The sequence below is a fragment of the Symbiobacterium turbinis genome (genome assembly GCF_055383075.1).
The window spans coordinates 3,375,966-3,393,079 of record NZ_AP042433.1 but is presented as its reverse complement, the minus strand read 5'-3'; the positions used below and the strand labels follow the sequence as shown (position 1 = coordinate 3,393,079).

Annotated in this window: 17 protein-coding genes; 4 read left to right on the top strand and 13 right to left on the bottom strand. The window is 68.3% G+C overall.

All coding sequences use genetic code 11. The annotated features are described in order from the left end of the window. Nucleotides 1-12 precede the first annotated feature (12 nt). Together ACZ45O_RS16410 and ACZ45O_RS16405 are read left to right on the top strand one after the other, a co-directional pair. A complete protein-coding gene (locus ACZ45O_RS16410) occupies nucleotides 13-717 on the top strand; it encodes an AzlC family ABC transporter permease (protein WP_464854480.1) in 705 nt (234 codons plus the stop codon). Then, a complete protein-coding gene (locus tag ACZ45O_RS16405) occupies nucleotides 717-1,043 on the top strand; it encodes an AzlD domain-containing protein (protein WP_464854478.1) in 327 nt (108 codons plus the stop codon). The genes ACZ45O_RS16410 and ACZ45O_RS16405 overlap by 1 nt, the downstream gene beginning before the upstream one ends. 312 nt (nucleotides 1,044-1,355) lie before the next feature. On the opposite strand, the gene ACZ45O_RS16400 is transcribed toward ACZ45O_RS16405, so the two are convergent. From ACZ45O_RS16400 to ACZ45O_RS16390, 3 genes are all read right to left on the bottom strand, one after another. After that, complete coding sequence (locus ACZ45O_RS16400) at nucleotides 1,356-2,036, bottom strand: helix-hairpin-helix domain-containing protein (protein WP_464854476.1); 681 nt, start codon at nucleotides 2,034-2,036, stop codon at nucleotides 1,356-1,358. Between the two features lie 182 nt (nucleotides 2,037-2,218). Further along, a complete protein-coding gene (locus ACZ45O_RS16395) occupies nucleotides 2,219-2,908 on the bottom strand; it encodes a BON domain-containing protein (protein WP_464854474.1) in 690 nt (229 codons plus the stop codon). A gap of 63 nt (nucleotides 2,909-2,971) precedes the next feature. Continuing rightward, the gene (locus ACZ45O_RS16390; RefSeq protein WP_464854472.1) at nucleotides 2,972-5,236 is read right to left on the bottom strand and encodes a nitric-oxide reductase large subunit; all 2,265 of its coding nucleotides are present in this window, start codon (nucleotides 5,234-5,236) and stop codon (nucleotides 2,972-2,974) included. Nucleotides 5,237-5,595: 359 nt separating this feature from the next. On the opposite strand from ACZ45O_RS16390, the gene ACZ45O_RS16385 reads away from it, so the two are divergent. Together ACZ45O_RS16385 and ACZ45O_RS16380 are read left to right on the top strand one after the other, a co-directional pair. Beyond that, on the top strand, nucleotides 5,596-7,338 hold the full coding sequence (locus ACZ45O_RS16385; protein WP_464854470.1) for an ABC transporter ATP-binding protein: 1,743 nt from the start codon (nucleotides 5,596-5,598) through the stop codon (nucleotides 7,336-7,338). Then, on the top strand, nucleotides 7,335-9,101 hold the full coding sequence (locus ACZ45O_RS16380; protein WP_464854468.1) for an ATP-binding cassette domain-containing protein: 1,767 nt from the start codon (nucleotides 7,335-7,337) through the stop codon (nucleotides 9,099-9,101). The genes ACZ45O_RS16385 and ACZ45O_RS16380 overlap by 4 nt, the downstream gene beginning before the upstream one ends. 20 nt (nucleotides 9,102-9,121) lie before the next feature. Here the strand turns inward: ACZ45O_RS16380 and ACZ45O_RS16375 are convergent, their stop codons facing one another. The 10 genes from ACZ45O_RS16375 to ACZ45O_RS16330 all read right to left on the bottom strand — a co-directional run bounded on the left by ACZ45O_RS16375 (nucleotide 9,122) and on the right by ACZ45O_RS16330 (nucleotide 17,100). Then, nucleotides 9,122-10,006 (bottom strand): fumarylacetoacetate hydrolase family protein, encoded by an 885-nt coding sequence (locus ACZ45O_RS16375; RefSeq protein ID WP_464854467.1) that lies wholly within the window; start codon nucleotides 10,004-10,006, stop codon nucleotides 9,122-9,124. A gap of 216 nt (nucleotides 10,007-10,222) precedes the next feature. Next, entirely contained in the window at nucleotides 10,223-11,359 is a 1,137-nt protein-coding gene (locus ACZ45O_RS16370) for a DUF8173 domain-containing protein (protein WP_464854466.1), read from the bottom strand. Beyond that, entirely contained in the window at nucleotides 11,352-11,864 is a 513-nt protein-coding gene (locus ACZ45O_RS16365) for a zf-HC2 domain-containing protein (RefSeq protein ID WP_464854465.1), read from the bottom strand. The genes ACZ45O_RS16370 and ACZ45O_RS16365 overlap by 8 nt, the downstream gene beginning before the upstream one ends. Beyond that, nucleotides 11,854-12,414, bottom strand: coding sequence for an RNA polymerase sigma factor (locus tag ACZ45O_RS16360; RefSeq protein ID WP_464854464.1), 561 nt, complete (start codon nucleotides 12,412-12,414; stop codon nucleotides 11,854-11,856). Before ACZ45O_RS16360 ends, ACZ45O_RS16365 begins: the two co-directional genes overlap by 11 nt. A gap of 19 nt (nucleotides 12,415-12,433) precedes the next feature. Continuing rightward, nucleotides 12,434-13,168, bottom strand: coding sequence for an ABC transporter permease (locus ACZ45O_RS16355; protein ID WP_464854462.1), 735 nt, complete (start codon nucleotides 13,166-13,168; stop codon nucleotides 12,434-12,436). Continuing rightward, nucleotides 13,168-13,896, bottom strand: a complete 729-nt coding sequence (locus ACZ45O_RS16350; RefSeq protein WP_464854460.1) for an ABC transporter ATP-binding protein — start codon at nucleotides 13,894-13,896, stop codon at nucleotides 13,168-13,170. The genes ACZ45O_RS16355 and ACZ45O_RS16350 overlap by 1 nt, the downstream gene beginning before the upstream one ends. A gap of 123 nt (nucleotides 13,897-14,019) precedes the next feature. After that, nucleotides 14,020-14,553 (bottom strand): N-acetyltransferase family protein, encoded by a 534-nt coding sequence (locus tag ACZ45O_RS16345; protein ID WP_464854458.1) that lies wholly within the window; start codon nucleotides 14,551-14,553, stop codon nucleotides 14,020-14,022. Between the two features lie 152 nt (nucleotides 14,554-14,705). Continuing rightward, nucleotides 14,706-15,083 carry a right-handed parallel beta-helix repeat-containing protein gene (locus ACZ45O_RS16340; RefSeq protein ID WP_464857815.1) on the bottom strand — a complete coding sequence of 126 codons (378 nt, stop codon included), beginning with the start codon at nucleotides 15,081-15,083 and terminating at the stop codon, nucleotides 14,706-14,708. A gap of 9 nt (nucleotides 15,084-15,092) precedes the next feature. Then, nucleotides 15,093-16,388: a right-handed parallel beta-helix repeat-containing protein gene (locus tag ACZ45O_RS16335; protein ID WP_464854456.1), complete on the bottom strand. Its 1,296-nt coding sequence runs from the start codon at nucleotides 16,386-16,388 to the stop codon at nucleotides 15,093-15,095. Nucleotides 16,389-16,419: 31 nt separating this feature from the next. Continuing rightward, entirely contained in the window at nucleotides 16,420-17,100 is a 681-nt protein-coding gene (locus ACZ45O_RS16330; protein WP_464854454.1) for a NosD domain-containing protein, read from the bottom strand. Between the last annotated feature and the right edge of the window lie 14 nt (nucleotides 17,101-17,114).

The following is a 17,114-nucleotide window of genomic DNA, read 5'->3' as shown; positions in this document are numbered from 1 at the left end:
GGTGTCCGCCGCATGTCATCACCGCAGACGCTGCCCAGCCTGCCGCCGTCCACCTTCGCCGCGGGCAGCAAGGCTGCGTTGCCCATCGTCCTCGGATACCTGCCCATCGGCTTTGCGTTCGGCGTGCTCGCGCAGACCGCCGGCCTATCCGTCGCTGAGGTGGGGCTGATGTCGCTGCTCGTCTACGCCGGCTCGGCGCAGTTCATCGGCGTGGAGATGCTGGCCGCCGGCGCGGCCTTCCCGGCGATCATCTCCACCACGTTTCTGGTCAACCTGCGACACCTCCTCCTCAGCACCGCCCTGCTGCCCTCGTTCCGGCAGAACCGTCCGGCGGTCAACGCCCTGCTCTCCTACGGAATCACCGACGAGACCTTTGCGGTGAACGCCTCCCTGCTCCGCGGGCGCCCCATCGGCCCGGGCTTTGTGGCCGGGTTGCACATCACCTCGCAGAGCAGCTGGATCGCCGCTTCGATGGCCGGCGCGCTCGCCGGCGGCATCGCGACCAACCAGGAGGCCCTCGGGCTCGACTTTGCCCTGTCGGCCATGTTCATCGGCCTGCTGGTTCCCAACCTGCGGGGCGACGGGGCGCGAAGCCGCCAGATCGCAGCCGCGGTCGCCGCGGCTGTGGCCGTGGTCATGGGGCTGATGGGAGAGCCCAGCTGGGGCGTGATCGTCGCAACGGTCATCGCCGCCACGGTGGGGGTGATGATCCGGTGATGAGTGTGCGCACCGAGATCCTGCTGCTTTTTCTCGGCATGGCCCTGGTCACGTACGTGCCCCGCATGCTGCCCATCGTCGTCCTGAGCCGGTTCAAGATGCCCCCGCTGCTCCTCAGGTGGCTGGAGTTCATCCCGGCGGCGGTGCTCTCGGCCCTGCTTGCCCAGGGCCTCCTCCTGGACGGCGGGCAGCTTGCGCTCCCCCCGGGGAACCCCGCGCTGCTTGCGGCCCTTCCGGCGTTTGCGGTCGCCATCTGGACCCGGAGCCTGATGGGCACCGTGGTGGTCGGAATCGCGGCGATGGCGCTCTTGCGTGCACTTGCATGAGACTCGGGCGCTGAGTGCAGACGACGATCCACCTGCAGTACACTGACAAAACGGGAACCAGGGCGCCACCCTGAAAGCGCCTTGGTTCCTCGTTGTTACTGGGTTTCAGCGCCATCCCAGGACCCCGCCGACCCGAGCCCGCTCAGCAGCCAGCACCCGCACCGCCCACCGCTCAAGCACCCGCTGCCCACGACCACCGCCACCGCTCAAACACCCACTGTCCACGACCCACCGCCCACTGCTCAAACACCAGCTGCCCACGACCACCGCCCACCGCTCAAACACCAGCTGCCCACGACCACCGCCCACCGCTCAACGCGTCAGATACGGCCGCATCTTCTCCAACGTCTTCGGCCCGATGCCCGAGACATTGATCAGGTCATCGACCGTCTGAAACGGCCCGTGGGCATTCCGGTAGTCGATGATCTTGCGGGCGATGGCCGGGCCGATGCCCGGCACGGTCTCCAGTTCCGCCTGACCGGCCGTGTTGATGTTGACCAGCGGCGTCCCGCTGTCGCCCGATGCTTCCAGGGTGGTGGTCACCGGCTGGTAGGTGGCCCCCTGCGCCTTCGGCGGCGGGGTTGCCTGCGGCTCCAGTTCCGACTTCCGATAGACATAGACCTTCGCCCCGTCCACCAGCGGCGCGGCCAGGTTCAGGACGCCGGGCACGGCATCGGGCAGCGGACCGCCCGCGGCCAGAATCGCGTCATTCACCCGGGCGCCCTCTGGAAGCGCATAGACATCCGGCTTCTGCACAGCCCCGTCCACGTGGACGATCAAGGTGCGGGCGGGCTGCTCCATGCCCTGCGCCGGCGGCCCGCCCTCCGGCGACCCATCCGCAGCGCTCTGCAGCGATGCCCCCGACCCGCTCTCCAGCTCCGCCAGAAAGGCCGCCGCCTTCAGCGCGCGCTGGTCCGCCTGGTAGAGGGTGTACGCCCGCCAGCCCAGCCCGGCGACGCTGAGCGCCAGCAGCGCCGCGACGGCCGCGCGCATCGCAGGTGTGAATTGGATGATCGAACTCAACACCGTCACCCCCGAGGCGGGGGAATTCGACGGACAACCATATTTTTCCTTCCCGCTCCATACAGCGACCCCGCCGGCCACACGAACCGGCGGGGTCATGCTCATCGCACCGGTGGTCCGGCACGCGGTTCCGGCGGGACCCTGCACGTCATCTAGTGCAGTTCGTCGTCCTGCAGCATCTCGTCCTCGGCGACGAGCAGGGCCTCCAGCTTCGCCACGCCCCGGATGCCGCGCATCGCCGTCTTGATCCGGCTGCGGTCGGTCCGGGTGGGCACGATGCCCTTCACGTGCAGTGCGCCGTCGGCGGTGTAGACCTGGAACTGGTCGGGGTCGTACCCCATCCGGGCCAGGAGACGCAGGGCGGTCCGGGAAACGTCTGCGTCGTCCTCCTCCTCCCCCACGCCCACCTTCACCTTCTCCGATCGGACCTCCCGCACCCCGGGCACCCCTTCCGCCAGCCTGACGGCCCCGTCGAGGTCCTCGTAGGAGCGGGCCTCGCCCATGAGGGTAACGACGCCCTTCTGCACCCGCACCCCAATGCGGGCGTATTCCGGGACGCCGGCCAGTTTGGCCGCGACGGCGCCCTCCAGGTCCTTGTCGCTGAGCGTCTCCTCGTTGGCGACGGTGATGTCGTTGTCGATGCCGCGGACGCCCGGGATCTTCCGCATGATCTCCTCCGCCGCTGACTTGTGGGAGAGCGCATCGACCACGCCGTACAATCTCACTTTCCCGTCCTCTGCAGACACCTGGATGTCGATTCCCGCGGAATCCGTCTGCGCCAGCAGCGCGTCCTTCACTTCTTTCGCCAGGTATTCGTCATGGTCAAAGCTCTTCTCAGGCATTCACACTCTCCTCCCCCAGCAGCCTCCACGGCTAGTCTGCCCACGGGCCGGCGGCAGTATGGATCAGTCGCCCGCGAAGCCGACCCGCTGCGGGGCGCCCGGCCGCCGGGAGACCACGAACCAGCCGAAGGCCAGGCAGCCCAGGGCAAAGATGGTATCGCCCACCACCCGCAGCCAGCGCAGGGTGTTCATGATATCGCTCTGCATGAACTCGGCGGAGCGGGCGTACCACATACCGTGCTCCACGCTGGCCCAGGTCTGAAGCAGCCCCACCGGGAGCAGGCTCAGCAGGACCATCAGGGCGAGGCCGACGTTGATCCACCAGAAGGCAAAGCTGAGGATCCTGTCGTTCCAGTGCTGCCCCACCGTCAGGCCCCGCAGGCAGAAGAGCGTGAGCGCCATGCCCAGGATCCCGTAGACGCCGAAGAGCGCCGTGTGGCCGTGTACCGGGGTGGTGTTGAGCCCCTGCATGTAGTACAGGGCGATGGGCGGGTTGATGAAGAAACCGAACAGCCCGGCCCCCACCAGGTTCCAGAAGGCGACGGCCACGAAGAAGTAGATGGGCCAGCGGTACTCCCGCACCCACGGCTTCGAACGGCTCAGCTGCAGGTTCTCGTAGCCCTCGAATCCGATCAGCACCAGCGGAACCACCTCCAGGGCGCTGAAGACCGCGCCCAGGGCCATCACGGCCATGGAGGTGCCGGTGAAGTACAGGTGGTGGAAGGTGCCGATGATGCCACCGGAGAGGAAGATGATGGTCGAGAAGAGCACCGTCGCGGTGGCGGTGGACGAGCGCAGGAGCCCCAGGCGGGTGAACAGGAACGCAATGACGACGGTCGCGAAGACTTCGAAGAAGCCCTCCACCCATAGGTGCACCACCCACCAGCGCCAATACTCGATCATCGCGTAGTTGCTCTGCCGCCCGTACATCAGCCCGGCCCCGTAGAAGAGCGCGATCGCAAACGAGGCGAGCACGAACAGCGCGAGCAGGTTGCGCTGGTCCCCGGGCCTGCGCAGCGCGGGCCAGAGCGCCCTGAGCATCAGGAACAGCCAGAGGAAGAGGCCGATGAACAGGAACCACTGCCAGAACCGGCCCAGGTCCACGTACTCCAGTCCCTGGTGGCCGAACCAGAAGTTGGCCTCCAGCGAGAGGTTCTGCTGAATGGCCACCGCCTGGCCGGCCAGGGAGCCGGCCACGATGATCACCAGGCAGACCAGGAGGAAGAGCACCCCGGCCCGCTGCAGCGGGGGCTCATAGCCCGACACCGCAGGGGCCATGAACAGCCCGGTCGCCAGCCAGGAGGTGGCGATCCAGAAGATGCCCAGCTGGGTGTGCCACGTGCGGGCCAGCGAGTAGGGCAGCCACCGGTCCAGGGGAATCCCGTAGAAGCCGGAGCCCTCCACGCCGTAGTGGGCGGTGATGACACCCATCAGGATCTGGGCCATGATCAGGGCCGCCACGATCCAGAAATAGGGCACGGTGGCCCGCATCGACGGCGTGACCTTCAGCCCGGAGAGCAGCGGGTCGTCATCCGGCGGCACGTGCAGCTCGCCCTCCGCCCGGTGCCGGTCCGCAGCGTAGTACCACACCAGCGCGCCCACGCCGGCCAGCAGCAGCACGAAGCTGACCACCGACCAGACGATGGCCTCGCCGGTGGGCCGGTTGCCCACCAGGTGCTCGGGCGGCCAGTTGTTGGTGTAGGTCACATCCGAACCGGGCTTGTTGGTGGAGGCGGCCCAGGCGGACCAGAAGAAGAACGTGCTCATCTGCGCCCGCCGCGCCTTATCGGGCACCGTGTTGGCGCGGATAGCGTAGGCCTCCCGCAGGTCTGCGAGCGCGGTATCGTCGCCAAAAAGGCTGTCGTAGTGCGCGGCCACGGCCCGGATGGCGTCCGCCCGGACGGGCGAGACCACCAGATCGCCCGTGTCCGGGTCGTACGTGTTGGTCCGCATCTCCTCCATCAGGCGGGCCCGCAGCGCCGCCCTGGGCTCAGCGTCGAGGTCGTCGTACCGCGTGCCGTACTCGGCGGTCGCCCACGCGTCCAGAATCCAGACGGCCTCGCGATGGAGCCAGTCGGCCGTCCAGTCCGGCGCCACATAGGCCCCGTGTCCCCAGACGCTGCCGACCTCCTGGCCGCCCATGGACTGCCAGACGTTCTGGCCGTCACGGATGTCCTGGCCCGTGAACAGGACGGTTCCGTCGGTCGACACCACCCGCTCGGGGATCGGCGGCATCCGCCAGTAGGTGTCCCACCCGTAGTAGCCGAGCACGGCAAATGAGGCGACGATGACCAGGGCAAGTGTCGCCCACAACCGGGTGTAGCGCATGGGGACGTCCTCCTCTGCCACGTATCGGAATCGGACTCTGCGCTAGCATGCCCGGCCCGCAACTGTGCCGATGCACCGGCCGCCGCAGACGCACGGCCAAGGCCGCCGGAAAGAATGGGTCGACCTGAAAATGCCGATTGACCCGGCCGGCGGCCTGCAGTTAGGATGGATTCGTAGCGCAATTCCGCCATTGGGGGTGCGATGCAGTGCGTTTCTTCATCAACCCGATCCACCCGATGTACTGCTCACACTGACCTGCCTCTGTGCAGAACCCCGTCCATCCGCACAGGCCAGATTCGTTTGTGAGCAGGCAGGAGTTCCTCCGCCATCACAACCAACCGAAAGGGGCCTGTTTTTTCATGTCCAAAAACAGGGCGCTCCGCTTCGTCTGGACGTACCTGAAGCCCCAGAGCGCCCGCATTCTCGTGCTTGTGTCCCTCTTGCTGGGGGCGACCGGCCTCCGTCTGCTCTTCCCCCAGCTCCTGCGTTCGCTGGTGGACCGGGCGCTGGCGGGCGAACCGCTGCCCGCGCTCCTCCTTCCCGCCGGTCTCTTCCTGGCCGGCTCCCTGCTCATCCAGGTGCTGCGCATTGCCGCCACCATGCTCTCCGAACGCACCGCGTGGGCCGCGACCAATGCGCTCCGCTTCGACCTGGCCCGGCACGTGCTCAGCCTGGACATCGCCTTTCACAAGACGCACACGCCCGGCGAACTGATCGAACGGGTCGACGGCGACGTGACCACCCTGGCCGGCTTCTTCTCGCAGTTCGTCGCCCAGGTGGGCACATCGCTGGTGCTCATCGCCGGCGTGCTCATCGTGCTCTTCGCCGAGGGATGGCTGTCGGGCCTGGTGGGCCTGGGCTCCTTCGTGCTCAGCGGCGCGGCCGTCCTCAGCGTCTCCTCCCTCACGGTGAAGGCCTGGGCCGGCATCCGGGCCTCCACCACAGAGATGATGTCCTTCGTCGAGGAGCACATCGCCGGCAGGGAGGAAGTCAAGGCCCTGGGCGCCGACCCGGCCGTGGTCCGCAGGCTCACGGCGCTGTCGACCCGGCACTGGCGGCTCCGCCGGCGCGCCCGCTTCCTGGAGTCTGCCGCCTCCAACGTCACGGTCGACGCGTGGATGCTCGGCCAGTTTGCCATGCTTGTCCTGGCCTTCTTCCTGTACCGCGGCGGCGCCCTCTCGCTGGGCACCGCCATGATGCTCTTCTTCTACGTCGACCTCCTCAACGAGCCGATCACCACCATCCGGGAGCAGATGGACGAACTGCAGCGGGCCCGCGCGGCGCTGGGCCGTCTGGTGAGCCTGACGTCCGTAACCCCTGCGATCGCCGACGGCGCCGGCGGCGCACTGCCCCACGGCCCTCTCTCCGTCACCCTGGACCGGGTGTGCTTCCAGTACGAGGCGGGTCGCCCGGTGCTGCGCAACGTCTCCTTCCACCTGGAGCCCGGGCAGACCCTGGGCATCCTGGGCCGCACCGGCAGCGGCAAGTCAAGCCTGATCCGGCTGCTGTGCCGCTTCTACGACCCGCAGGCGGGAAGCGTCCGGCTGGGCGGCGTGGACATACGCCACGTGCCGCTCGACGCCCTGCGCAGCCGCATCGGCCTGATCACGCAGGAGGTGGGCCTCTTCGACGGAACCCTGCGGGAGAACCTGGCGCTCTTCAACCCCGACATCACCGATGAACAGATCTGGGCAGCCGTGGCCGGCCTCGGACTGACGGAATGGTTCCGCCGGTTCGACCAGGGGCTCGACAGCCGCATCGGCCCCGCGGGCGGCGGACTCTCGGCGGGCGAGGCGCAGCTGCTCGCGCTGGTTCGCCTCTCCCTCCGGGACCCGGGCTTGATCATCCTCGACGAGTTCACCGCCCGCATCGACCCGGTCACGGAGGCGCTGCTGCAGACCGCCGTGGACCGGCTGCTGGCGGGCCGCACGGCCGTGATCATCGCCCACCGGCTGACGACGGTGGAACGGGCGGACCAGATCCTCGTCCTGGAGCAGGGGGAAGTGCTGGAGTGGGGCCCCCGGCATCAGCTCGCCCAGGATCCCCACTCCCATTACAGCCGGCTGCAGCGGGCCGGCCGAACGGAGGCGCTGGCCCGATGAGCGGATATACCTTCGTCTGGCGGTTCTACCGCATGATGCTGCCCGCCGCGCTGCTGACCGCCGCCGGCTTCGGCCTCGACCTGACGCTGACCGCGCTGGGCGCGGCAATGTCCTCGCGGTTCTTCGACGCCCTCCCTGGGGGCTCCCCCGAGCCCCTGCTCTACGCCGTGGCCTTCCTGGCGGCCAATGTGCTCGCCCAGCTCTGCGACTTCATCTGGCAGGTGGGCGTCACCCTCTCGGACCGCTTCACCACCACCCTGCTGCGTGTCAACATGCTGCTGGGCATCTACCGGCGGCCGGGTGCGCTGCCCCTGCCCGTCACCCCCGGAGAGGCGATCACCCGCTTCCGCGACGACGTGGAGGAGTCCAGCTTCCAGATGAACCGCTTCCCCTTCGCCGCGGTGCGCGTTGGCGCCGCGGTGGGCATCTTCGCCTACCTCGCCACGATCCAGCCGCTGCTGGCCCTGCTCAGCGCCGCCGTGATCGCAGCGATGTTTCTGGTCATGCGGCGAATTCACGAGAACATCGTGGTCTACCGCGACCAGGTGATGGAGCGCACGGAAGCCGTGACCGGCTACCTGGGGGAGATCTTCAGCGCCGTCGCGGTGCTGCAGGTGGCCGGCGCGGTTCCCGACGCCCTGCGCCGGTTCCGCGCCATCAACCGCGACCGTGAGGATGTGAGCCTGAAGGAGCGGCTTCAGTGGGGCATGCTCTGGGCCATCGCGGAGAACGGCTTCTACGCGGGCCTGGGGCTGGTGATCCTGGCCGCCGCGCCCCTGCTGGCCGGCGGGCAGTTCACCCCGGGCCAGTTCGCCCTCTTTCAGCTGCTCCTGCAGCTGTTGGGCTGGCAGATGTGGGGCATGTCGGAAGCGGTCGCCCAGCTCCGGGCGATGGGAGTCTACCAGGCCCGCATGGCGGAGCTGGCCGGCGGCGACGAAGCGCTGGTGGCCCGGAGGGAGCTGCGCTTCACCGAAGCCCTGCCGCCCGACCCGGCGCCGGTGCGCCGCGCGGAAGACACCCTGCACCGGCTCGACGTGGTGGGCCTCACCTACCGCCACCCCGGGACCGGAAGGGGCATCCGGAACGTCTCCTTCACCCTCACCCGGGGGTCATTCACCGTCATCACCGGGAAGATCGGCTCCGGCAAGACGACCCTGGTGCGGACCTTGCTGGGCCTCCTGCCCGCCGAGGCCGGGGAAATCCGCTGGAACGGCCGGCGGGTCGAGGCGCCCATGGCCTTCTTCACCCCGCCCCGGGCGGCCTACACGCCCCAGGTGCCCCGCATCTTCTCCGGAACGGTGCGGGAGAACATCCTGATGGGCCTCGCGGAGGAGGCCGCCGACCTGGACGCGGCCGTTGCCGCCGCTGTCCTGGAGCCGGATCTGGCCCAGTTCCCCCAGGGGCTGGAAACCGAGGTGGGCTCGCGGGGACTGAAGCTCTCGGGGGGCCAGGTGCAGCGCACCGCCGCCGCCCGGATGTTCGCCCGGTGGCCGGAGCTGCTGGTGCTGGACGACATCTCCTCCGCCCTGGACAACGAAACAGAGGCGGAGCTCTGGCGCCGCCTCTTCGCCCACCGGGGGGCAACCGTGCTCTGTGTGTCCAACCGCAGGGCGGCCCTGGAACAGGCCGACCAGATCCTCCTGCTGGAGGACGGGCAGTTAATCGCCGCGGGGCCGCTGGCGGAACTGCTGGAGACCGCCCCCGCCATGCGGGCACTGTGGGCGGCCGTGGCGCCGGAATCCGCAGGGCGCCCGGCGCTGTAGGCAGATGCCGTCCAGCGCCGTCAGTCGCCGGCCACCAGCGTGTTCTCCAGACGCCCCAGGCCGTCGATCTCGACCGCGACCCGATCCCCGGGCTTCAGCCAGTCCCTCTCGGGCCGGCCCAGGATGACCCCCTCCGGGGTGCCGGTGGCGATGATGTCGCCCGGCTCCAGCGTCATGTACCGGCTGATGTACGCGATGAGCCGGGCCACCGGGAAGATCATGTCGCGGGTGTGGGCGTCCTGCCGCAGTTCGCCGTTCAGCCAGAGGCGGATGCGGAGGTTCTGCGGATCCGGAACCTCCTCCGGCGTGGCCAGGTAGGGGCCGATGGGCAGGAAGCCGTCCAGCGACTTGCCCAAGAGCCACTGGCTGGTGCGCGTCTGCAGGTCGCGGGCGCTCAGGTCATTGCCGTTGCAGTAGCCCAGCACGTAGTCCAGGGCCGCCTCGGCCGGGACGCCCTTCGCCCGCCGGCCCATCACAACGACCAGTTCGGCCTCGTAGTCGTACTGCTCGGCGGCCGCCGGCAGGGCCACCTCCTCCCCCGGCCCGGCGACGGCGTTGCCAAACTTGGAGAAGAGCACGGGGTATTCGGGCTCCTCCATCTGACTCTCCGCCGCGTGCGCGCGGTAGTTCAGGCCGACGCAGATAATCTTGCCGGGGCGGGGCACCGGGGGCCCGAGCCGCAGCTCCGACTCGGCCCGGAACAGGTCGGGGTGGGCCTCGGCGCGGCCGACCAGGTGCCGGAGGGGCTCCAGGGCCTCGGTGCCCAGGCCCAGCACCTCGTTGACGCCGTGGGGGAGGCCTGTGCACCCCAGGCGCCCGCAGGCGGCGGCAACGTCCAGAATGCTCCGGCCCGTCTTTACGCCCAGCGCCAGGCCGTCGGGTGTGTGGTAAGTGACGAGGATCATGCGCAATCCCTCCAGTGAAAACCGATCTCTGACGCAGGCTGGCCCGGGCGATCTCCATCCCCCGCCGAACCGCCGCGACCTAACCAGCTTCGGCTTCCTGGCGCGGAACACCTTCTGCAGGGCGCTTCTCCACCGCCTCGACCGGTTCGCTGCCCGGCAGGGCGGTTCATGGCCAGGCAGGCCCCCGGCTGGTGCGCCACCGGACACGGCTGCATGTCACCACACGACCGTCTCGCCGCCGTCCCGGCCCCGGAAGGCATACAGCAGACCGCCCAGACCGTAGACGACGGCAACGAAGCTGAGGGCAAGACCGACGCGGGGCAACTCCGTCAGCAGCGTGGTCAGCACGGTGCCGGCCAGAAAGATGACCGCCCAGTGCTGGCTGCCCAACCACGCCCACCGGTCAGCCACAAACCGGCCCACCGCCCAGGAGAGCAGCACCTGCCCGCAGTAGAGCGCCGGGGGATAGAGCAGGAGCGTCAGCAGGCCCAGCGGCGCACCGACGACCGTGGCCATGAGCACGCCGGCCCCGACCGGCAGCGCTACCAGGGCGGCCAGACCCAGCAGCGGCGCCTGCCACGGATACCGCCGGATGACCCTGGGGAAACGGGTGCGCAGGTTCGGCAGAAGCGCCAGCAGGAGGAGGCCGACGATGAGGAACCCTGCGACCCGGATGACCAGACCCGTGGCGGGAGCAAGACCGGGCCCTCCCCAGCTGCGCGGCTCCTGAGGGATGAACTCCAGGGCGCCGACCCGGGCATCGGCAGAGACCTGGGCCTCCCGCCCGCTGTGGTAGGTGACGGTTCCTTCGATGGCTGCGCTGTCGCCCAGGCTCAGCTGGTCGACCCATGCCTCCACCCCGTGCTTCACAGGACCGTCCAGGCGCAGGCTCCGGGCGAACCCCAGGACGCCCCGCCCAACACTTCCTTCCAGGCGCAGCTGGTTGCCCGATGCGATCCAGTTGCCCCCCAGCACGGCCTCCCGGGCAATGACCGTGCTGCCGGCGACGCTCACGACGCTGTTGCCGACGGCGCCAGAGACGTTCAGGTTCTCGGCCATGGCATACACGGTTCCGTCCACCTGTCCGCTCACGTCGACCGCACTGCCCATCACGACGAGGTTGCCGCCAATCGTGCCGGTGACGATGACGCTCTCGGCGAAGGCGAAGACGTCGCCCAAGACGGTGCCCGCCACCTCGACGGTGACGCCGCTGAGGAGCAGGTCGTCTTCCACCGTTTCGCCTGCAGCCACGGTGAGGCGGGTGCCGGCTCGCCGGTCATACGCCAGGGCCGACGGGACCAGCGTAAACAGCAGCAGCGCACTTAAGAGCAGACCGACGACGGCTCTACGCATGGCCTCTTGCCTCCTTTGTGAAGAACGCGCGCCAGGCGCCCAGGCCGGCACCGATCACCAGCACCGGCCAGATGACGGGCAGGAGCCCTCCCCTGCCCAGCCACAGAAGCAGGCGCAGCAGCGCGGGACCTGCCGTGCGGATGAGGGAAACGGCGCTCCCGACACCCGGATCCGGCAGCAGTCCGGTCACGGTCGACCAGAGGCTTCCTCCCGCGTAGCCCGCCAGGCTGAGCAGCACGACGACGAGCACCAGCAGCGGCGTCGTCGGCGGAGCCGCTGGAATCTGTGCCATGACCGGCGCCACCAGGTCAAGGGAGTCAAGCCAGCGCCGCTCGGCGGCATCCAGCTTAAGGGCGTCGGCAAGCGCCGCGTCCTCGGCTCTCATCTCCGTGAGAACGCTGGCACACTCGGCACAGTCGTTCACGTGCGCCTCCACACGCCTGTGGTCAATGGGCCCGAGAGCTCCGCTCAGGTACAGGTGGAGCCTCTCCTTCTCAGGGTGCATGGTGCGCGGTCACCTCCCCCTCGCTCAGCAATCGCCTGAGCTGCTGCTTCGCACGGAACAGATGGGTCGAGACGGTGCCGACCGAAAGACCGGATCGCTCGGCGATCTCCTGGTAGCTGAGCCCCTCAAAGTAGTACTGCAGGATGACGGTCCGGTAGCGCGGGGCCAGAGCCGCCACGGCGCGGCGCACCGCCTCCCGGTCCTCGGCCAGTTCCACCAGCGAGTGGGCGTCCGGCCCGCTGGCCGCCGCGCGGTTCAGGGCCTCGTCGTCCGCGATCTCCTTCAGGCGGCCGCGGCGGCGCATGAGGGCGATGCTCTCGTTGGCTGCGATCTTCATGAGCCACGAGCGAAAGGGCTGAGCCGGGTCGTAGGTCTCCAGGCGCCGGTAGGCCTGCAGGAATGCCTGCTGGGCGGCATCGGCGGCGTCTTCGCGGCTGCCGGTCATGCGATAGCACAGTGCCAGCACGGACGCCTGGTGACGCCTGACAAGGTGCGCAAACGCATCGCGGTCGCCTGCGCGGCAGCGCCTCAGCGCCTCTCGCTCCTCCAACCAGCGCGCCTCCCCTCTGCTACGCCTCCCCGCTGCGCATTCTGGCCCGGAACGCCCACACCGCCGCGGCGAAGGCGACGACCGTGTAACCGAGCACCCACCACAGGTGCGGCACGGCGGAGGCCAGGTCGCCCGCCAGCGCCCCCCGGGTCGCGTCGACCGCGTGGGCGAACGGCAGCGCGTAGCTGATGCTCTTCAGCGTACCGCCTAGCATATCCAACGGGAACCAGGTGCCGCCGAGCAGCGCGGCCACATTGACCAGTATGGAGCTGAACGGCGCCACCTGCTTTTCGCTGAAAAGGGAGCCCATCAGGAGGCCGATTCCGGTGAACAGGGCGCCTACCGGAACCAGCACAGCCAGGGCCGCCAGCACGCTGCCGCTGACGGGCAGCCCCAGAAAGAACGCTACGATGAAGCAGACGGCGCTCTGTGCGACGCCCAGGGGCAGGATGGGCACGGTATAGCCGGCGATGTAATCGGATGCGGCCAGCGGTGAGGCGAAAAGCCGCATGAGGAATGAACTGCTCCGGTCCCTGGCGATCAGCATGCCGGCGAACAAGGAGAGGAACGAGAGACTGAACACGGCCATGGCGGGCGCGAACTGCTCGAGGGGAAACACTTCGTTGGGTACGTGCTTCTGCAGCGTGGAGATCAGGAGCAGGAGCACCAGCGGAAAACCCACCCCGAAGAGCGGGGTCAGCGGGTCTCTTACCAGCTCCTTGTAGTTGCGGGCGGCAAAGGCCATCATCCGCATCAGCTCACCCCCTCTTCCGTGAGCGCCAGGAACGCCTCTTCCAGGGTGGCCGCCCCGGTCTGCGCCTTCAGTTCGGCGGGGGTGCCCAGCGCCTGGAGCCGCCCGGCGTGCATGATACCAATGCGGTCGGCCAGAGCCTCGGCCTCTTCGAGGTAGTGTGTGGTGAGGATGATCGTGATCTTGCCCTTCAGTGCCCTCACGACCTTCCAGAGATCGCGCCGGGCCCGCACGTCCAGCCCCAGGGTGGGTTCGTCGAGGAACACGATCTGCGGGTTCGAGATGAGCGCCATGGCAATGCTCAGCCGGCGCTGCATGCCGCCCGAGAGGGTCCTGGCTCGGTCGCCCGCACGCTCCTTCAGCCCGAAGGCCTGCAGCATCTCCTCCGCCCGGAAGTGGGCCTCCCGGCGGTCGCAGCCGTAGACCCGTGCCATGAGTACGAGGTTCTCACGTACCGAGAGGTTGGGGGCCACGGCGGTCTCCTGGGGCGACACGTTCAACTTCTGCTTGACGGCCGCAGGATCGGCCGTGATGCTGTCGCCGAGCAGCAGGGCATCGCCGCTGGTAGGGGGCAGAAGGCAGCACAGCATCTTGATGGTCGTCGTCTTCCCCGCGCCGTTCTGCCCCAGCAGGGCGAAGAGCTCGCCCTCACGGATGGCGAGGTTGAGGTCGTCGACAGCTGTGCGATGGCCGAACCGTTTTGTCAGGTGCGTCACTGCGATGGCGGTCATGTATCCTCCTCCTTCTCCTGGTGGCCTTCACTTGGTACTACGCGCGCAGCGAAGCATTTCTTTCACCCGACTCCACGTACAAAAGAAACCCGCCGGCCTCCCTGGCCGGCGGGGCTCGCCGCGCTATGCCTCCTCCGCCCGCGGCCTCAGGACCGCAGGCTCCAGGCACATCTCCCACATCTGCGTCACGTGGCCCAGAAGCTCGTCGGGGTACTCGCGGACGTAGGTGAAACCCAGCGCTTCGTAGGCGCGCCGCCCACCCTCGTTCTCCGCCTCCACCTGCACGAAGAGCCGGGAGACGGGGCCCTGGGCGTGCAGCGCGTCCAGGCACGCCTGCAGGAGCTGTCTCCCGATCCCCTTCCGCTGGTGGTCAGGGAGCACGTAGAACCGCCAGAGCTCAGCATCGCCCGCCTCCTCCCGATGCCCCGCCTGGGCGAAGCCGACGACCTCGCCGGCCTCTGCTTCAGCGACGAAGAAGGCGCTCTGCCCGCTCTCGGCGGCCCGGGCCAGCCGCTCCTCCGCGTACCACTGGGGAAGCACGGCCCGCTGGACCTCCTCCGGGATGATGCCGCGATAGGTCGCCGCCCATGTCTCACGGGCGACGGCGGCGATGGCCGGCGCATCTGCCGGTTGGGCACGGCGCACCTGATAGCCCAATGCTGACCCTCCTCTCATTTCCTGAATCAGACGATTCACCCCGCCTGTTTGTTCCGAATGATCAGATGCATGCCCGCCCAGCAATGCGGAGCGCATCCCCCGGCCGCCGAAGGCCGGAAGTGCGCTCCGCATGCTGCACCCGTATGGCTTCATCAAGATGCGCTGTTCTTCTTCAGCTTGTTCCGGCGGATGACGTTACCCGCCGCAGCCGCATCCAGCTGAATGCCCGCGGCGTCGTTCACCTTCACTTCATTATTGTCGATGATGTTGCCCGCCGAATCGCCGTCCAGGTCGATCCCCTGCTGCGTGTTGTTCTCCACCTCATTCAGCAGCGCCCGGATGTTCGCTCCTCTGGCCAGGCGAATGCCCGGGCCCAGGTTGCCGGATACCTCGTTCGACAACACCAGGGAGCCCACGTGGTCGATCAACTCGATCCCAGCCTGTCGATTCCGGGTCACTGTGTTGTCGATGACCTTCGCCGGGCCCACGGTCATCCCCACCGCACTGCCGACGAAATGGTTGCCGCTGATGAGCGCGCCCTAGTGTCTGCCGGAGCACAGCCCCCGCGGCTCGCTTCGCCCGCACCGGTTCTCATCGAAGACATTCTCCCTGCCGGCAGGCGGCAGAGCCGCCATGTCGGGGTGGTTCTTCCTCAAATCGTTCCGCCGGATGACGTTGCCCGCAGCCGTGCCGCCCAGTTGAATGCCGGCGGCGTCGTTCCCCTTCACCTCGTTGTCATCTATGACACCCGCCGAGTGGGCGTCAAGATCGATGCCCTGCTGCCGGTTGCCCTCCACCTCGCTCAGGAGCACCCGGTTGCCCGTTCCGTCGCTGAAACGCATTCCCGGCCCGTGGTTGCAGACCGCCCGGTTCGCCAGCAGCGCGGCGTTCTGGACAGACCGCAGCGCGGTCCCGGCCGATGTGTTCCTGCTCATGACATTCCTGAAGATCAGGTGGCCGGCTGAAGCCAGGGAGATGCCCTCGGCATTTCCGGAGAGGTTGTTGGCGATGGCGGTCGCGTTCCCGCCGGTCGCGGAGAGGCCGCGGGCGTTGCTGTTCTCCACCTCGTTCAGGATGACCGCGAAGCCCGCGGTGCGGATGGCCTGAACCCCGAATCCCAGGTTGGCGCGGATCTCATTTTCCAGCACCAGGGACTGGCCGTCGTCCAGAAGGAGGACGCCGAGCCGGCTGTTGCGGCTGATGACGTTCCCGAAGACCAGGTTCCCGGCCGAGCGCATGACGATGCCCTCAACGTTGCCGACCAGGCGATTGACGATGACGACGGCGCCCCGGCCTTCCACGATGATTCCGCTGTCGTTGCCCGACGTGCGGTTGCCGATGGCGACGTTGAACAGCCCGTTGAGGTTGATGCCGTCGTCGCCGTTGTTGTGAAACTCGCCATGAATCACGTAGTTGCTCGCGCCGTCGATCTGGATGCCGTTCTCGCCGTTGCCCTCGGCGGTCACCTGGAAGAAGACGTTCCGGCTGCCTGCGGACACGTGGATGCCGTCCCGCGCATTCCCGGTCACGATCACCGCCCGGATGGTGTTGTCGCTGGTAAATATCACAATGCCCGTCTCAAACCCGGCCACCGTGAAGCCCTCGATGGTCACGGAGCCTGAACCGCTGATCTTGAAGCCCACCCCGGAGCCTGCGCCGCGCAGGATGGCGTTGTCCGGCCCCGATCCGACGATGGCCAGCCGGTCCTTGCCGGGGCCGATCGTCACCGACTCGGCATAGATGCCGCCCGCCACCCGCACAGTGTCGCCGGGCTGGGCCGCGTCCACCGCTGCCTGAATGGTCCGGAAATCGGCTGGTACGCGGCGTACGGTCACATCGACCCGCCTCCCCTGCCCGGGCGGAGAATCAGTCGTCGCACGAGCAGAGCCTGGGCGGGACGCTGGTCTCGCACCGGTTCTCATCGTAGACGTTGGTCAGGTTGAACGGCAGCAGGGCCTTGATGTCGGGTCTGTTCCCATCCAGGTCGTTCCGCCGGATGGCGTTCCGCCCGGCGGCGCTGCTCACGCGGATACCCGCGGCCCCGTTCTCCTCCACCTCGTTCTGGTCGACCACGCTGAGGTCCACCGTACCCTCCAGGTCGATCCCCTGCGCGCCGTTGTTCTCCACTTGGTTGAATACCACCCGGTTTCCGCCGCCCCCGTCGAAGCGCAACCCCTGCTGCAGGTTGCAGCCGACCGCATTCGCCAGCACCGCGGCGCCCGAGACGTTCAGGAAGTTGGCCCCGCGCGTCGTGTTCCGGCTGAGGACGTTGTCATAGACCAGGTGCCCTGCAGAGGCTGCCAGGGAGAGGCCCGACTGGTCTCCGACAAAACGGTTGGCGATGATGAGCGAATCGTTGCCCTGGGAGTTGAGGCCTCCGCCGTTGCCGGAGGCGCGGTTGCCGTACGCCAGCCCGTCCTTGCCGGGTCCGATGACCACCGACTCTTCGTAGATGCCCCCGGCCACGCGGACGGTGTCGCCGGGTCGGGACTCTTCGACCGCTGCCTGAATGCTGTCGAAATCGGCCGGTACGCAGCGTACGGTCATGCCGGCATCCCTCC

Excerpts from the sequence above, each read along its gene's own strand:
- ACZ45O_RS16375 (WP_464854467.1), bottom strand. The coding sequence starts at position 10,006 with ATGATCCTCGTCACTTACCACACACCCGACGGCCTGGCGCTGGGCGTA.
- ACZ45O_RS16390 (WP_464854472.1), bottom strand. The coding sequence starts at position 5,236 with ATGCGCTACACCCGGTTGTGGGCGACACTTGCCCTGGTCATCGTCGCC.
- ACZ45O_RS16355 (WP_464854462.1), bottom strand. The coding sequence starts at position 13,168 with ATGCGGATGATGGCCTTTGCCGCCCGCAACTACAAGGAGCTGGTAAGA.
- ACZ45O_RS16405 (WP_464854478.1), top strand. The coding sequence starts at position 717 with ATGAGTGTGCGCACCGAGATCCTGCTGCTTTTTCTCGGCATGGCCCTG.
- ACZ45O_RS16410 (WP_464854480.1), top strand. The coding sequence starts at position 13 with ATGTCATCACCGCAGACGCTGCCCAGCCTGCCGCCGTCCACCTTCGCC.
- ACZ45O_RS16350 (WP_464854460.1), bottom strand. The coding sequence starts at position 13,896 with ATGACCGCCATCGCAGTGACGCACCTGACAAAACGGTTCGGCCATCGC.
- ACZ45O_RS16395 (WP_464854474.1), bottom strand. The coding sequence starts at position 2,908 with ATGCCTGAGAAGAGCTTTGACCATGACGAATACCTGGCGAAAGAAGTG.
- ACZ45O_RS16380 (WP_464854468.1), top strand. The coding sequence starts at position 7,335 with ATGAGCGGATATACCTTCGTCTGGCGGTTCTACCGCATGATGCTGCCC.
- ACZ45O_RS16365 (WP_464854465.1), bottom strand. The coding sequence starts at position 11,864 with ATGCACCCTGAGAAGGAGAGGCTCCACCTGTACCTGAGCGGAGCTCTC.
- ACZ45O_RS16370 (WP_464854466.1), bottom strand. The coding sequence starts at position 11,359 with ATGCGTAGAGCCGTCGTCGGTCTGCTCTTAAGTGCGCTGCTGCTGTTT.
- ACZ45O_RS16330 (WP_464854454.1), bottom strand. The coding sequence starts at position 17,100 with ATGACCGTACGCTGCGTACCGGCCGATTTCGACAGCATTCAGGCAGCG.
- ACZ45O_RS16400 (WP_464854476.1), bottom strand. The coding sequence starts at position 2,036 with ATGCGCGCGGCCGTCGCGGCGCTGCTGGCGCTCAGCGTCGCCGGGCTG.
- ACZ45O_RS16385 (WP_464854470.1), top strand. The coding sequence starts at position 5,596 with ATGTCCAAAAACAGGGCGCTCCGCTTCGTCTGGACGTACCTGAAGCCC.